The organism is Spirosoma sordidisoli (assembly GCF_004138325.1).
GTDB classification, from domain to species: Bacteria; Bacteroidota; Bacteroidia; order Cytophagales; family Spirosomataceae; genus Spirosoma; species Spirosoma sordidisoli.
On sequence record NZ_SBLB01000014.1, the window covers coordinates 90041 to 105845 of the forward strand.

17 protein-coding genes are annotated in these 15805 nt (G+C 51.1%); 10 read left to right on the forward strand and 7 right to left on the reverse strand.

Annotated elements, in window-relative coordinates:
- Positions 1 to 17: 17 nt before the first annotated feature.
- Together EQG79_RS29555 and EQG79_RS29560 are read right to left on the reverse strand one after the other, a co-directional pair.
- Complete coding sequence (locus tag EQG79_RS29555; protein ID WP_129606697.1) at positions 18 to 1076, reverse strand: nucleotidyl transferase AbiEii/AbiGii toxin family protein; 1059 nt, start codon at positions 1074 to 1076, stop codon at positions 18 to 20.
- Positions 1073 to 1771, reverse strand: a complete 699-nt coding sequence (locus EQG79_RS29560) for a DUF6577 family protein (protein ID WP_129606699.1) — start codon at positions 1769 to 1771, stop codon at positions 1073 to 1075. Before EQG79_RS29560 ends, EQG79_RS29555 begins: the two co-directional genes overlap by 4 nt.
- 172 nt (positions 1772 to 1943) lie before the next feature.
- Between EQG79_RS29560 and EQG79_RS29565 the strand changes: the two genes are divergently transcribed.
- Both EQG79_RS29565 and EQG79_RS29570 read left to right on the forward strand, forming a co-directional pair.
- Positions 1944 to 2975 carry a tyrosine-type recombinase/integrase gene (locus EQG79_RS29565; RefSeq protein WP_129606701.1) on the forward strand — a complete coding sequence of 344 codons (1032 nt, stop codon included), beginning with the start codon at positions 1944 to 1946 and terminating at the stop codon, positions 2973 to 2975.
- A 77-nt stretch (positions 2976 to 3052) separates the two neighbouring features.
- Positions 3053 to 4015 (forward strand): DUF1016 N-terminal domain-containing protein, encoded by a 963-nt coding sequence (locus EQG79_RS29570; protein WP_129606702.1) that lies wholly within the window; start codon positions 3053 to 3055, stop codon positions 4013 to 4015.
- 1 nt (position 4016) lies between these two features.
- Here the strand turns inward: EQG79_RS29570 and EQG79_RS29575 are convergent, their stop codons facing one another.
- Complete coding sequence (locus EQG79_RS29575) at positions 4017 to 4904, reverse strand: replication initiation protein (protein WP_129606705.1); 888 nt, start codon at positions 4902 to 4904, stop codon at positions 4017 to 4019.
- 725 nt (positions 4905 to 5629) lie between these two features.
- On the opposite strand from EQG79_RS29575, the gene EQG79_RS29580 reads away from it, so the two are divergent.
- From EQG79_RS29580 to EQG79_RS29605, 6 genes are all read left to right on the forward strand, one after another.
- Positions 5630 to 5971 carry a hypothetical protein gene (locus EQG79_RS29580; RefSeq protein ID WP_165358983.1) on the forward strand — a complete coding sequence of 114 codons (342 nt, stop codon included), beginning with the start codon at positions 5630 to 5632 and terminating at the stop codon, positions 5969 to 5971.
- Positions 5972 to 6119: 148 nt separating this feature from the next.
- On the forward strand, positions 6120 to 7343 hold the full coding sequence (locus EQG79_RS29585; RefSeq protein ID WP_129606709.1) for a di-heme oxidoredictase family protein: 1224 nt from the start codon (positions 6120 to 6122) through the stop codon (positions 7341 to 7343).
- Positions 7344 to 7360: 17 nt separating this feature from the next.
- The gene (locus EQG79_RS29590; RefSeq protein WP_129606711.1) at positions 7361 to 7828 is read left to right on the forward strand and encodes a QcrA and Rieske domain-containing protein; all 468 of its coding nucleotides are present in this window, start codon (positions 7361 to 7363) and stop codon (positions 7826 to 7828) included.
- Between the two features lie 2 nt (positions 7829 to 7830).
- Positions 7831 to 9081 carry a hypothetical protein gene (locus EQG79_RS29595; protein WP_129606713.1) on the forward strand — a complete coding sequence of 417 codons (1251 nt, stop codon included), beginning with the start codon at positions 7831 to 7833 and terminating at the stop codon, positions 9079 to 9081.
- Positions 9082 to 9126: 45 nt separating this feature from the next.
- Positions 9127 to 9789, forward strand: coding sequence for a hypothetical protein (locus tag EQG79_RS29600; protein ID WP_129606715.1), 663 nt, complete (start codon positions 9127 to 9129; stop codon positions 9787 to 9789).
- Between the two features lie 38 nt (positions 9790 to 9827).
- Entirely contained in the window at positions 9828 to 10202 is a 375-nt protein-coding gene (locus tag EQG79_RS29605; protein ID WP_129606717.1) for a hypothetical protein, read from the forward strand.
- Between the two features lie 180 nt (positions 10203 to 10382).
- Here the strand turns inward: EQG79_RS29605 and EQG79_RS29610 are convergent, their stop codons facing one another.
- Positions 10383 to 10586: a hypothetical protein gene (locus tag EQG79_RS29610; protein WP_129606719.1), complete on the reverse strand. Its 204-nt coding sequence runs from the start codon at positions 10584 to 10586 to the stop codon at positions 10383 to 10385.
- A 416-nt stretch (positions 10587 to 11002) separates the two neighbouring features.
- Between EQG79_RS29610 and EQG79_RS29615 the strand changes: the two genes are divergently transcribed.
- Both EQG79_RS29615 and EQG79_RS29620 read left to right on the forward strand, forming a co-directional pair.
- Positions 11003 to 13327 carry a TonB-dependent siderophore receptor gene (locus tag EQG79_RS29615; RefSeq protein ID WP_165358984.1) on the forward strand — a complete coding sequence of 775 codons (2325 nt, stop codon included), beginning with the start codon at positions 11003 to 11005 and terminating at the stop codon, positions 13325 to 13327.
- Positions 13328 to 13357: 30 nt separating this feature from the next.
- On the forward strand, positions 13358 to 14488 hold the full coding sequence (locus tag EQG79_RS29620) for a PepSY-associated TM helix domain-containing protein (RefSeq protein WP_129606723.1): 1131 nt from the start codon (positions 13358 to 13360) through the stop codon (positions 14486 to 14488).
- A gap of 367 nt (positions 14489 to 14855) precedes the next feature.
- On the opposite strand, the gene EQG79_RS29625 is transcribed toward EQG79_RS29620, so the two are convergent.
- From EQG79_RS29625 to EQG79_RS29635, 3 genes are all read right to left on the reverse strand, one after another.
- The gene (locus EQG79_RS29625) at positions 14856 to 15221 is read right to left on the reverse strand and encodes a glyoxalase superfamily protein (protein WP_129606725.1); all 366 of its coding nucleotides are present in this window, start codon (positions 15219 to 15221) and stop codon (positions 14856 to 14858) included.
- Positions 15222 to 15227: 6 nt separating this feature from the next.
- On the reverse strand, positions 15228 to 15437 hold the full coding sequence (locus tag EQG79_RS31420; RefSeq protein ID WP_129606727.1) for a GDCCVxC domain-containing (seleno)protein: 210 nt from the start codon (positions 15435 to 15437) through the stop codon (positions 15228 to 15230).
- A 3-nt stretch (positions 15438 to 15440) separates the two neighbouring features.
- Positions 15441 to 15805, reverse strand: a 365-nt coding sequence (locus tag EQG79_RS29635; protein ID WP_165358985.1) for a cation transporter, incomplete at its 5' end; no start/stop codon positions are given.

Below are 15805 nucleotides of genomic sequence, written 5' to 3' on the forward strand. Positions count from 1 at the left end.
GCATCAGCAACTGAATTTCAATAACTCGTGGCATGATACCAGTAAAAAAAGGCTTCTGCCGAGGATTTCTTTAGCTTATTTAGCCAGCCCAACGCCGGATTGTCTATCTGCCAGTCGGCGATTTGGGCCGCATTGTCGTAGCGTTCAATACCCGCAGATTCTGTTAGGATTAACTGGCTGAGATAAGCGGCTTTCGCACCCGCTACAATTGCCTGCTCAATCCGAAACTCGTCCATAACGAAGCTGTTGAGCCGTTTGATACCGTCCTGTAGGAACATGAATTCTTGCTGCCGAACATCGCGTCGGGCTAAGAGCAGGGCCGTATCGAAAATATCATTCAGCACGTCATCTGGGGAAATTGTTAATTGCCGGAAGGTAATTTCCTGGCCCGCCAGCCGCTCAAACGTTTGTTGGACCAGGTTCAGGTCAGTGGCGTGGTCGAAGAGCAATGCCACATCGAACAATTGCTTGATGACCTCTAAAGGTCGCTTTTTTGCATACAGAATGCCGGTCGTATTGGGAGCAAAAGCCGTTAGTTTATCGCCAAGTAAACAGTTAATGTCTGGCAATTGTACGGAGTGAATAGGCTGAGTAACCTGTAGCCAGGCGTGGTTAAGCGGTTTTGTTGTTAGGGTCGGGTAGTCCGCTTCGGCATACAGAATGTCCAGCAATACCGGCTCCTCGCCAAACCCCACCCGGACTCCTGCATCAATCCGGCTGGTATAGAAAAACTTGTAATGCTCAACGGGGACGTGCTGATGGCTTTTTCGGTTGGAGTCATCTGCCCACCGGGTAAACTGACCCTGACCAACAATCTTGTCGAACAGGGTGATCAGGTTGTCGGGCCGATGGGGCATGATGATGTCAATATCAATGGACAGTCGGCTCGGCTGGTCGAAATGGAGCATGAGCGACGTTCCGCCTTTGAAAACGAACGATAGGTTCTGGTCGTGCAGTTGTTCGAGCAGATACAACGCCCAGGTTACTTTCTCAAGCAGTTTTACGTCCAGTTTCTTCGGGTACTGAGCGGCAATGGTCTGCAGCCAGGTAGCGGTAAAGGTTTGTGGGAGAATCACGCTTTAGACTGGTTTGGTATAGCAACCGACGTTCCGGTGGTCAGCAGGTCTTTGAGTTGGGGTAAGTGGTTCCGTCGGCGGGCGTACCGCTGAAGCCGATTCACATTAATGACGTAATTTTCAGTGAGCCCTTCCATAATTCGGGGTAGCTCTTCCTGGTACATAAAGAATAATGAACTATCGGCGAGTAAATCCACGAGTAGCTTTTCAACCGTTATCGTCGTCACGCTGCCCAACGGTTGTAGGGGGGCCTCGCTGATAAGCGGTTTGATGATGGCAATCGTTGGGTGATCGGTCAGGTAGGTCTCCAGTACGGGCCAGTCTGTAGCCCGCACCACCGGCACGGCTGAGTCCGACCCCGTCGCAAACGTTTTCTGGCAAAACCCACGAACCGCATCAACGGCATCCCGCTCAACCTCAATTAGCCAGTATTCTACAAAGGGTATGTGCATCAGCAGCGGCTGTAGCCACCGCGTAGTCCACAGGCAGATGGTCAGGTAGGGGAATTCCTGACGTAACGGCTCCAGCCAGGCGTTAAATGAGTTTGGTAATTGAGCGTTGGCCCCAAAAGTAGATTGCCCTGCCTGATCGACTACCTGGTATTGACCCCGCCCTGACTTAGCCAGCCAACCCTGTTGCAGCAGACCGTAAATGTGCCAGTCAATGGTAGTTGGCTTGGCTGTTGGGTAGAGCAATCGTAACCGACTTGCCAACTCTTGCCGGGATACTGTTGCACCTATATGAAACTGCCCGATAAATACTTGATTAGCCATTGTGTGCCAAGTTTCGGCAAATGTAGGTATATTTGCCGAAACTTGGTATTTGTACAGGTAGATAACAGAAAAAAAATGTCTTATCTTGCTGCTTATGAATACATCTAAATTGGCTGTATCGCTTCCGACGGACACATTGGCCCGGAACCCAGTTGAGGAGATAGATGCTTTAATCACCCGCTTCGCCCGCGACCAGGATGTGGTTGAGTCGTCGCGGGAATTATACGTGCGAACATTGAGGCTGTTTCTGAACTGGCTACAGGGCCAAAACTACGCCCTCAACCAGGTTGACCGCTCCATTATTATTCACTACAAAGAATCCCTGTTAGCCAATGGTCTGAGCGGGCTAACGGTCGGCTCGTACCTGACGACAGTTCGTAAATTCTACGAGTGGGCCGAAGCCAATAAACTGTATCCAAACGTCGCTCGTGGGGTGAAGTCGCCCAAGCGCAAACAGCAATTCCGTCGGCAACCACTCACCGCCGAGCAGGGTAAAAACTTGTTAACGACCGCCGACCCTTCTGCCCAACAACCAGAGGAACAACTCGCTCCGACCGATCAGGAGCAACTACAAGCACTGCGCGACCACGCTATCGCCAGCTTACTACTCAGGACGGGTTTACGCACGATTGAATTAATCAGGGCCGACGTGGGCGACATTAGTATGAAAGCGGGGAAGCGGGTGCTGAAAATTCAGGGGAAGGGACGCGATGAAAAAGATGACTTCGTGATTCTAACTGACAAAGCCTATGAACCCATTCGGCTTTATCTGATAAATCGTTCTGCATCCTCTGGAAAACCCGCCCGACAGAAGACTGATCCGGCGGAGCCGCTGTTTGTATCGCACTCCAATAACAACCGCGATGGGCGACTGACGACGCGCACGATTCGGCAGATTGCCAAGCGGCAACTCCAGGATATTGGTATAAACAGTCCAGATTATACGGCGCACTCGTTTCGCCACAGCACGGCGGTGAATATCTTGCTCAACGGGGGCAGCATCGAGGAGGCTCAAGGGGTACTGCGTCACGCATCACCGGCAACGACGCAGATATACACGCATACAGTGAAAGAGCAAATGCGCTTGGCACGGGCGAGTGAAGAGCGGTTGGACGACGTATTTTGAGTAAGCCATTCCGACTTCCGTAATGTCTTCTTTATGGAAGTCGAAAAAAGCAGTGATGGGGGTGAGGCAAAACCAACATGGATAAGCGCATAGCAATGACCGACAGCATCGCACAGGAAACAACCCACAAAACGGAGTCGCAACCCGAATCCAACCCGGAATCGTTTGTGGAATTGCATGAGTACTTACGTCAACTTCTCTCGCCCCAGCAGGAAGCCTTGCGGGGAGAGCCGGACTTTGCGCGGGTAGAAGCGTACTGGCATATCGGGCGAATCATCGTCGAGACCGAGCAGCAGGGTCAGGGTCGGGCTGACTACGGCATTCATTTAGTCGAATCGCTTGCCGACGAATTGACTCAGCATTATGGCAAGGGTTACAAGACATCGAATTTGTGGTGGTTTAAACAGTTTTATCTGGTTTTTCCAATTCTCCACGCAGTGCGTGGAGAATTCAGGAGTCTGCGCGAACAGCTCCGCACTGAACTGACCTGGACCCACTACCGACTGCTGATTGCCATCGAAAACAAGCAGGAACGACACTTTTACCTCCACAATGCGGCAGATGAAAGTTGGTCGTACCGAACCCTGAATCGGCTGATTAAATCGAGGTATTATTATCAAGTTGCCCTTGGCGAGGATCAGTTACTATCGACTCGAACTGCTCCAAAAAAAGTCAATCAGGCTGAAAAACACCGGAGTCGGGTCGCGCAGATTCGGCGATTGCTGCTCGATCAGCCCGGCTGGGCGTTCGTGGAGCGGACAGGTTCGGGATTACCGATGACAATTTTAAAACCAGATATATTTTTTTACCAATACAATTTGCAGCGATTTGTAGGTATATGGCTTGCTGAAAATACCCCTAATTTATTGGAATCTATCCGTCAGCAACTCGCCGAATGGCAGCCTAAACAACCAGCAACTATTCTTTTCTCCCCGTTGGCCCTGTTGGTCAATGCTCAAAATAAGTCGCAGCTTATCACTACTGCCATGACCCCTGCCCTATCTGAAAACGAACTAAGTCAGCTACCTAAGCAACTGTAAATCAGACACCAAACGATTTAGCGGTGTAACCACCAATATTTTGAATTTTGCCATCCGAGCGCATAATCTGAATATCGTATAGACGTTTAGCTATATCAGCCGCGCTAAAACGGTCAACAACCGCCTGCGCCTGTTCCTTCCGAAGCCGAAAATCATTGACCAACCGGCTAAACAGGGCAGTGTTCTCATCTTTATAGTCAATCACCATTTGCTGAAGTCCAGCTTTTATCGTGAAAACCAGTGAATCAACCCGGCGACCCTGTTTCACCGTTGCATAGGAAATACGCAGATCCGTTTTTTCATTGATTTCTTTCTGAGCCACAATCAGAATCCGACGTTCAAAGTCAGCCCAGTTTTTATATTGCTCGGAGCCGGTCTTTTCGTCATATAGGTATAACCGACGTTTTAACTCAATCACCTCAATCTTCAATTCGCCCAGATTTTTGTACTGAGCCAGCATTTCATACACCCGCTTGGCATATTTACTGTCCAAACTAAGAGCCATGTGAAGCTGAAAAGCAGTGAAGTTTTGTTTCAGGTCAAAAAAGAACGGGCGAATTTTAGGATCAAGGCCAATCTCGATAATTCCCTGACCAACCATGTACTCTGCCGACGAGATCATGGCTACCTGAAGCAAATTCCCATTTGGCCGGTGAATCTGTAGCACCCTGCCTATAAGCTGCTCAGTGGCCCGCTTGAAATCTTCGTAGGAGTTCTTGGTAGCTGTTTTATCCATTAACTCCCGCACCGATATATAGTAAATTGTGTCGGCAGCATCATCTTTCCGAAGCTGGGCCATCATCATATAGACGATGTTCTTTTCCAGGGCGTTCATCTCATAACGCGCGCTGGTGATGGCGTTGTCCTGGACAATTAATTTGTTTTCCATACAGCAAAAGCTATCCGTATGCAAAGTTATACACATTTACGACAAGCAAAAACGACGGTCGTAATAGCTTGTCATAGTTCACGAGGATTTTGTCGTAGCTCTACGAGGATTTTGTCGCATAAAACTCGGAATCTGTCGTAGTTCCACGAGGATTTTGTCGTATAAAACTCGGATTTTGTCGTAATTAGACCTTATAAAATACTGGAAATCAAACAGTTAAGGAGCCTATAAATAATAAATAAAACATAAAATTCTCAAAATTTGTGAAGGGGGGCTTCTAAAGCGAAAAAATATTGTGGATAAAATTTCAATCAGAAATTAGCTCTGGGTAAAAACAAAGAAAAAACAAAAATCAAAAAGGGAAAAATACAAAATAATGGGCGCAGCCCCCAGTTTGACGAGGATTTTGTCGTAATTCACGAGGATTTTGTCGTAGTTAAATATATCAGGATAGTACAGGGAAAGATGTTGAGGGGGAACTAAGTAGAAAAACTTACAGATAAGTATTTTCCATACATTGCGCTGAAAGCCTTTTTAAAGCAATCTGTCATAAGAAAGCTGGGCAAAGCGACCTTTTTCTATGGGCCAAAATTGAAATTTAGGGAAGTCTAAACTTTTACCCACTCAACGTGTTATGAGTATGAAAAAGTGAATCAACGCATTTTAAGGGTATTGCTATATAGTTGTTGATACGGGAGAACATACGGCAACCAATCGCCCGGCTATTGCTGGGACTGCTCGTGTTGATGCAAATCAACTCGGTGGTGTTCCGTCATGCTCACCGATTAGCGAACGGGCAGATTATTACCCACGCGCACCCCTACAACATTTTCGGTAAGTCGTGTCCGCTCTCTCCTAATCCGCACACGACCCACGAACTGCTGCTGCTCGATGCGGTTAGCAATCCGGCGTTCATGCCTGCTTTTGCCCTGCTTGTGGCATTTTTGCTATTGGTTAGGCTCATCGTTCAGCCCGTTTTCTTTCGGCCTACGCCTTCAACCCTGACGGTTTATCTGGCCCGGCCCATTCCACGAGGGCCACCCCGTTTGTCTTCTTCGCGGGGGTAACAGTTCGATGCTTCGACGTATCGGCTCCACTACGGGCATACAGTCGCTGGTATCCATCTCAGCAAGTATCCTGCTGAGTACTCGAACTCGTCTATCTCCCACTTTTTATTCCCTAACATTCAGTCATTTAGACTATCATAATTTTAGTATGAAGAAGACAACTCTACTCTTCCTGTATGGGGCAGTGCTGGTCTTTGCAGCCGTTGCCTGCGAGACCTTGTTGCCGGGCACACCCGCCAACGACGCACTACTCGACGGGCCAATTGCCGAACTAACCCCTGAACAGAACGCCCTGTTTCTGGCAGGTGATGCGGCTTTCAATAACGAAATATTCACCCCCGCTACTGGTCTGGGGCCAATATTCGTGGCTACCTCCTGCGGCTCCTGCCATGCCGGAGACGGAAAAGGGCATCCGTTCACAACGTTGACTCGCTTCGGACAGTCCGACGAAACGGGCAACCAATTTATGCACCAGGGCGGACCCCAACTCCAGAATCGGGCCATTAGTGGGCATACTCCGGAACAACTGCCCAAAGGAGCAGCCTTCTCCAACTTTATGCCCCCGGCCAATACGGGCCTGGGCCTGCTGGGTGCTTTGTCTGACGAGCAGATTTTAGCCAACGCTGACCCTGCCGACAAAGACGGCGATGGCATTTCGGGCGTACCCAACTGGATTGCACCACCTCACTTTTTTAAGTCTCAATGGTATCATAAGCCACAGAACGACAAATACATTGGGCGGTTTGGTAAAAAGGCTGCTGCTATCGACCTGCTGCATCAGACCGTCAACGCCTACAAGCAGGACATGGGGATTACCAGCGAGTTCGACTCCGAAGACCCGATTAACTACGCAGTATCGGGGCAGGCAGGGGATTTGGCCGATGATCCCGAAGTATCCTCGGCGAAAATCAACGCGGTGGTTTTCTACCTGCGAACTCTGAAAGTACCCGTACAGCGCACGGCGGACGATGCTGACGTAATGTCTGGCAAAGCCCTGTTCATGAGTACCGATTGCGGCAAATGCCATACGGCCCAATGGAAAACGCCCCAATCGGATGTTGCCGTATTATCCAACCAAACCTTCGCCCCCTATACCGATCTGCTGCTGCACGATATGGGTTCGAGCTTGGATGATGGCTACACCGAAGGCACCGCCAAAACATCGGAGTGGCGTACACCACCTCTTTGGGGGCTGGGTCTGTCGAAGAACTCACAGGGGGGTCGGGTGTTTCTGCTCCACGATGGCCGCGCTCACTCGGTGGATGAAGCCATTCGGATGCACGGCGGAGAAGCGACCAAAAGCCGGGGCAAATACGTAGCTCTGACGGATACGGATCGGTCGAAACTGCTCAAATTTTTAGACTCTCTATAACCCTCCTCAAACCAACTATGGAATCCAATCCAATCATTACCCGTACCGATTTTCTGAAAACCTGTGGGGCCGTTTGTCTCGGCACGGCTTCGCTGTCCATGTTGCTGAGTAGCTGTAAAAGTGTCTATTACGCGCAGATGCCCGTGTTGAAAGACCGGGCTATTCAAGTCAATAAGAAAGAATTCGAGAGTGTGGACAAAAAAGGGGCAGTCACGATGCGCCCGTTCATTTTAGTCGAAATGAAGGGACAGTCACACCCGATCTACCTGCGCCGAAAAGGAACCGGCGACGAATACACGGCGGTGCTGATGAAGTGTACCCATCAGGGCAACGAGTTGAATGCCCACGATGGCTATCTGACCTGCCCGGCTCACGGCAGCGAGTACACGGCCGAGGGAAAGGTCACGGAAGGCCCTGCTGAAAAGGATTTGACGACCTACCGCGTGACAACTGATGAAGGAAACATTTACATCAACATCGGCTGAGGATGAAACACACGCTACTACTCCTGATCGGTATTGTGCTGCTTATGGCTCCCGCCCAGGCACAGACGGACTCGACTTCGGCTTTTAACCAGTTGTTTGGCCGTGATACCACACTGCGGACGAAAGATCAGCAGTTGAAGTTGAACATGGATGCGACGTATGACCGCCCGTTTCTGACAGCCAACAAAATGCCCGTCTCGGTTGGGGGGTACCTGGAAGCCAACACCCAGTACATGCAAACCGATGGCATTACGGAAGGATTATCGTTTCAGGCCCGCCGAATGACGATTTTTCTGGCATCGAGCATCAACCGGCGTATCAAGTTTCTTTCGGAGATCGAGTTCGAGGACGGGACGAAGGAAATTAACATTGAGTTTGCCGCTATGGACATCGAGTTGCACCCGTTGGTAAACCTGCGGGGTGGCATCATTATGAATCCGATTGGCTCGTTCAACCAGAACCATGACGGCCCCAAGTGGGAATTCATTGACCGGCCTTTATCGTCGATTACCATCATTCCTTCCACCTGGAGCAATGTGGGCTTCGGTCTGTACGGCAAGAAATACACCCGCGATTGGGTATGGGCTTACGAAGCGTATTTGACCAACGGCTTTGACGATCAGATTATCGCCAATAATCAGAACCGGACGTTTCTGCCTGCCACCAAAGCGAACCGTGACCGCTTTGAAGAAAGCTTCAACGGGGTGCCACTGGTCACACTCAAATCAGCGATCAAACGTCGGAAAATAGGTGAAATTGGCCTTTCGTGGATGGGAGGGGTCTTTAACAAGTTTCAGGACGATGGGCTGACACTCGACAAACGGCGACGGGTGGATGTCTGGGCGTTGGATTTCAATACCACGCTGCCAATGGGTACGTACATCAACGGCGAGTTGGTTTGGGCCAGTATCGACGTGCCAGCGACTTATACGCAACAGTTTGGCCGGATGCAACAAGGGGGCTGGGTAGACATCGTACAGCCATTAGTTCGTAAACGAATGTTGGGCTGGAATAAGGCGGTCGTCAATGCGGCTCTGCGCGTTGAACGGGTGGATTATAATGTCGGCACGTTTGCCGAAACAGGCGACCCGATCCGAGACGACATCTGGGCCATCGTACCCGGCATCAGCTTCCGGCCTTCTCCAACGACGGTTATCCGGGGGAACTACCGCTATCACTGGCAGACGGATCTGCTGGGCAACCCGCCCGCCCGCACCGCTGGCTTCCAGTTTGGCTTTTCGACTTATTTCTAAACCCTGTCAGGCTCACCGGTTTAGTCCGGTGAGCCACTTTCTGGTATGAAGATATTGCTTTGGGGGGCATTATGCCTCCTGCTGACCGGACCACTGTACGCGCAGGATACAACGCGGGTAGTGTCACCTACGGCCGCTGATAGTTTGCTGACGGAATTATTCGATAGTTCGTCCACCGTTCAACCACTGCTACCGGAGCGGATGGTATTTACCCAACGGGCTTTTTGGGGTGAAAAAGGCTTGTTAAGGCTAACGGGCCTGGCTCCGTTGACTACTGAAAGTCGGCAGAGAGAATTGAAAGTACGACGTACAATGCTGGTAAGCCATCAGGTACTGGGCTTTGTGACGCTGGCAGGTTTTATCGCTCAGGGTATTCTGGGAGCCAACCTCTACCATGCTGAGGGTGCCCGTTACACGCGGCTACGGAACGCGCACGAAGCTGTTGGCACGGCGGTCAACATCAGCTACGCTACCACCGCACTGCTATCGCTAACGGCCCCACCCCCAATTTTGGGAAAACGGCAACGTGGACTTAACTCCATCAAACTACACAAATACTTAGCCATCGTTCACCTGACGGGAATGATTGCCACAAATATTCTGGCGAAACAGATCCAGCATAACTACGAGTTGAAACCCTATCACCGGGCCGCTGCTTACACGACCTTCGGGGCTTTCGCAGCGGCCATGATTGTCATCAAGTTCTAACCGGAGTAACCCCATGACTATTCCTAAACTGGACCTGCATGAAACTCTTACTACTTCTCAGCCTGGGCCTGCTGGCGATTCAGCCTCGTCGGAGCGGACTCCCGGCGGCTAATCAGCACTGGTGCGAACAGCCCGTTCGTAAGCTACGGTGGCTGAACCAGATGATTCAGAATGCCCAGTCGTGGCCTGCCTATCACTACGGCTGGGAAGTACATCAGGCCCATTATCGAGGTCAGGAAGTGTTTGTCCTGCACCTATGCCGCTATTGTGGTCGGAGCCGGGGATTTCTGCTCTACAACCACTACGGCGAACTGATCGGGCGGGGCGAAGGAGCCGACTCGATTTGGGTAACAACCCTGGCTAACGACCGGCTTTTGGCGGCTCATCCAGGACGATTTATGGCTGCACGATGACCCTTATACCATATACGCTCACAAACTGACTATACACCTGATTTACCAATACGTAGTCTATTACAACGGCTATTTCTGTGGACAATGGCTGGTCTATACTCCAAACGATTATTGGCTGCTATAGTTGGCTTAGTAGTCTTGTGCCTGGCAAGTTGCCAGCCATTACGCATTGCATCGTCCTCACACTGGTGTGACTATCCAGTCGAGCAATTGCGCTGGCTTAATGACTTGATCGCTGATGTTCGTTCCTACGCGGCCCGTGGTGGCTGGGAAATGCATCAGGCCCGTTACGAACGGCAGGAAGTATTTGTCCTGTATCTGATCGTACCACGAGCTACCCAAAGCACCTTCGTCCTCTACAATCACTACGGGGATGAGATTCACCGCGCTCCTGTCAGCGAGAGCACAATTTTACCCAAACTTCAGAATGATCGGCTATTAGCGGGTGTTGTTGGCAGGCACAACTTACGCTGATTCAAAACCGGGTGTCGTTACTTAGCCGGGTGGTTTGTAGTCGCGTGAAAATGATAACAAAGTGACTTTTTTTTAGATCTTTTGAAGGCATCTACACCTTTATTTTTAATCAATCTAAATAATAATTAGGTTTGTGTTCTGTTTAGCCAATGGATTTTTTCTCCCACAGGCTGATCGACACAACAACCTGATTAATGATGTCCAATTCGCTCCCTACGCTATCGTTATACCGCTGTTTCTGGCTTTACCTTGTCCTTAGTTCATTGGCCGTAACGCCAATGTTAGCCCGTCATTTACCGGGCGACAATGAAAACCCCGCATTTGTCATGCTTTCGGGAAGCGTCCGCACTGCCGATGATCAGCCCGCCGAATTAGTCACGATTGCCCTGCGGGAGATAAACACCGGGCGACTACGACATGGCACCATCACGGACGTAGCCGGGCGGTTCTCGCTAAAAGCCTCACCCGGACGATACACCCTGACGGCTTCGATAGTTGGCTACGCGCCCAGTGAAACGCCTTTGCTGATTGAGGTTGGTCAAGCCATCCAGCTACCGCCTATCACGCTGACACAAACGGCCCGACAGCTTCAAGAAGTAATCGTGACCACCCGCCGAGCCGGAGCTTATACCGAAAAAACTACCGAGTTGGGTACCCGAATGCCCGCCCGACTGCGTGACATCCCTCAATCTGTACAGATCATCAACCGGGAGATTTTACAGGATCGGCAAGTGCTCACCGTAGCCGAAGCGACCAAAAGCATGGTGGGTGTCAACGCATTCTCGTCCAGTCAGTACAGCGACTACGTGCTACGGGGCTTTCGGTCAACGCCGGGCAACTTCGCGTACAACGGCATACGGGGCGATTTTTTTCAGTTCGACCAGGCAGCCCTAACCTATAACATCGAACGAATCGAAGCCGTGAAAGGTCCGGCCTCCGTTTTGTTCAGCGCGGGGAATCCGGGCGGGGTGATCAACCATGTCACTAAGCGGGCGCAGGCGGCTCCCCGCTACGAGGTAGCCGCTACGGTTGGCAGCTTCAATCAGTACCGATTTATGGGCGATGCGACTGGAACCCTCACCAAAAATCAGAAACTGCTCTACCGGTTCATCGTTGGCTACGAAAACACCGGGCAGTTAGACCCCAATCAGAAAATTCGCAACGTATTCCTGGCTCCGCAACTCCAGTATACTTTCTCGGACCGGACGACGCTGAACTACGAACTCAACTACGGCTACGACCGCCGGACGATGGGTTATCAACGGGGTGTTCCCGCCCTGTCGCTGGGTGAAGGGAGGTGGCAGTTAGACCGGTATCCACGAGACTTCTCAATGGTTGACCCGCGTGGCTTCAGTAAAACGAGCAGCGTGTCCAATCAATTGATGTTTTCTCACCGCTTTACGGAGCGAATCAAATTAACCTCGCTGCTTAGAACGTACCAGGCCACCCAGGATCAGTTCGACGTATCGCCGGGCGACTTCAGCATCGGTGCCACCAATGATTCGATCACCCTCGGTCATGGCTATTTCCGGCAAAAACCGCTCTACCAATTCCAGTCAACGACGTACCTCAACGCCGAACTCGAAACGGGAGTTATAAAACACGCGCTCATTGCGGGCATTGATGTGAACAGTTCGGGGCGAACCTACGAATACGCCGGTTTATCGGAACGGCGGGTGAGTCTGCTGAACCTCGATTTTAGCTGGGCGACCTACGACCGCAGCCGGGCGGCTTTGGCGACGGCCATCTACCAGAGTGGCGTAACCGAGAATACGCAGTTTTATGGGCTGTACGTACAGGATCAACTTTCGCTGGGTGAACGCTGGAAACTGCTCCTGGGCGGTCGGTTTGAAGCGCACCGTTTCCGAAATCGCTCGTTTGATTTGGTAGCTGATACGACGACCGCCCGCGATACACTCCGGGCATCCCGGTTCATTCCGCGCGTGGGCGTGGTGTTTCAGCCCGGAAAAAACACGTCGCTGTATGCCAGCTATACCGAAGGGTTTCAACCCCAATACGGCTCCAACCGGGGTGGAGGTGGGCCGTACCCACCAGAAGGCAGTCGCCAAATTGAGGTGGGGATGAAAAACGAATGGCTGGCGGGCCGGTTAATCACGTCGGTGGCAGCCTACTATATCCAGAAAACGGATGTGCTGACTACTGATCCCAACGACCCGGACGGGCTGCGACTGATTCAGGTTGACGAAGTAAAAAGCAAGGGCATTGAGTTGTCGGTACAGGGCAATGTGACTGATAACCTAAGCCTGCTGGCGAATTACGCCTACAACGAAGCCCGCACCCCCGGTGATGCCGGCTTCGATTTCTACGCGCCGGGCTGGTTTCCCAACGCGCCCAACCATAACGGCAACCTGTGGGCCACTTACAAACTGACACAGGGGGTACTAAAGGGACTCAAAATCGGGGCCGGTTTCAACCACCTGAGTAAACGCAGTACGTTCGTACCAAACTTCGAGGTGCCGGGCTATACAACCGTCGATGCCTCGGTTAGCTACGAGCGAAACGGATTCAGGATCAACGGCGGCTTATTCAACATGACCGATACCCGGTACTACCACGGGGTGTATGGCCCGGCGAATCTCTGGCCGGGTAACCCCCGTTCGTTTCGGCTGACGCTGAGTCAGGTGTTTTGATGGACATTTATTCGGTAGAACCAGTACGTTATGAACCGCAAACTTTTCAAAATACACAGTTGGGCGGGCCTAATTACCGGCGTTTTTCTGTTGCTGGTCGGGGTATCGGGGTCGATACTGGTGTTTAACGAAGACCTTAACCACTGGCTCTACGCCGACCGGCTGACGGTAAGGATACCCACGGCCAGTCGGCGGCATTCGCTCGATGCCTGTTACGAACGGGTGCGGACGCGCTACCCACAGATGAACTACATCGGCTTAGACGAGGTGCCACAACGAGCGAATCAGAGCGTAGCCTTCTGGATGGAAGCTGATGGGGTGCAATACAAAGCCTACGTTAATCCCTACACGGGCCGGGTTATCTGGTTTGGCAAGCGGTACAATCAGGTCTGCGACTGGCTGTTGCTGTTTCACTACACGCTGTTGGGGGGTAAACCTGGGGAATTGGTAGTCGCTCTGCTGGGTATTGTGCTGCTGGTATCGGTGCTGACCGGGTTTTGGATTTATCGGAAGAGCATCGTGCCGGTACTCTTATTTCGGGTACGTGTCAACCGCAAAAACTGGCGAACCATCTCATCAGGTCTGCACCGGATTGTAGGGGTCTGGGCCTTGCTCTTCAATGCTATGATTGCCCTAACCGGGTTCTGGATGCTCCGCTACACATTTACAAAGGAGTACTATGAGCCACTTGCCAATCCGCCCACGAAACAAGCCCCCCTCCCGTTTTCCATTGATCGCACCCTGACCATAGTCCGGCAAACATACCCCGACCTGGTAGTCTCCTCACTTTATGTACCGGAAAAAGCAGCCGATGATGTTGTCGTGTATGGCAGTTTTGGTGGTCGGTCGTTTCTGTTTGGCGATTACGGGGATGAACTGACGCTCGACGGGCGTACCGGAACGATAAAAGCCACTAAATTCATCGCGCAGAAAACGGTGTCTGAGAAAGTTGACAGCCTTATTTTCCCGGTTCATGCCGGGATGTACGGCCACTGGACAATCAAAATTCTGTATGCCCTATTGGGCCTGACACCCGGTTTGTTGTCGATAACGGGTTTTATGCTCTGGTGGCGACGGAAGCGAAAAACGGGCAAGAAGCGGCCGGTTGGCAGGCAACAACCAGAAAACAAGTCGTTCGTTGAGACGCAGCACGGAGTTTAAGCAGACAGCTTGCTGAGTCGCTGTTAATTCAGTTGCTTACTGGTCTAACCCGTTAGGTTTTAACCCAACTTTTCTAATCCCGTTTCAGACGTATCAACGTTTTACACTTTGCCTGTTTCAGTACCGACTACATGGTTAACTCCTCCAGCGTGTTCTTTTCTGGATAAGTCAACTATGTGATCGACAAATTCTCTTGCTTTAACTTCTTTAATGCTGGCATATCGTTTCCGGTCATCGTTTGCCTCCCGCGCTACTTCGTACTTTGGGGTAGCTAACACATTCCGGGTATATGCGCCACGTGAAGGCTATAATTAGCTAATATTTAGGCAGTTATACGGATTCAACTCTTAATACCCGGATTCGGTGATTAATGGTTCACAGCATTAAAAACCAAACGGTTCCCATCTGGGTCTTTGAGGGTAAAACTTCGACCCAGCTCGTCTTCCTCCAGTTCGCCCTGTTTCACGAGTTGCTTGGCCAAATAGGTATCGAACAAGGCTTCCAAATTATCAACGACAATGTAGAATTTCGCGCCCCTGGCACTCTCCGGGTGTTCCGTCAGGTAAAATTCCACAGCTCCCCGGCTAACTGAAATGCATCGGGGAAATTTGGGGCCAAACTGATGCTCCCAATTTTTGGTAAAACCCAACTGGTCACAGTAAAAATGAAGGTTGGTTTCTGCCCGCGTGATCTGCACGTAAGGCACCATGCTCACAAAAATAGAATCGGTCATAGTCGATTAGGCACAACAGCCCTTTTGCTCCTGGCTCGGGGGGCACTTCGCCGATCCATACGAACAGAATACGCAACAATCCCCCGCCAACGGCTTTAGAAGGAGGTGGCAGGAGGTGCATTCATAAAAATAGGCACAAGCATCGGTCGGCATGATCTCTGCGGCCTGATGACTACAACTCGGGCAGGTAATCACGGATTCGATTGTGACGGTCATTCCTTAAAGCGTTTTTGTGCCGGTGACCTTGTAGCCGGTGGCATCCACGGCTTTTTTGATGTCGGCTAAGGAGGTTTTTTTACCATCGTATTTCACGGTGGCCGCTCCTTTTGAGTACGATACATCCACCGCCGATACGCCCTTGATTTTGGCGACTTCCTGCTTGATATGTCCTTCGCAACCTTCGCAGGTCATGCCTTTGATGGTCACATAGGCCACCTGTTGCCTGTCTAATGGACCGGGTTGCTGTACTGGGGTTTTATCCTGGTAAAGCCAGTTTGAATAAGAGGGGAAAGCCAGGAGAAGCAAGGCAATTCCCGTGACGACACTCAAGAAACCTCGACTCTGCCAGAAGGTTGTTTTTTTTT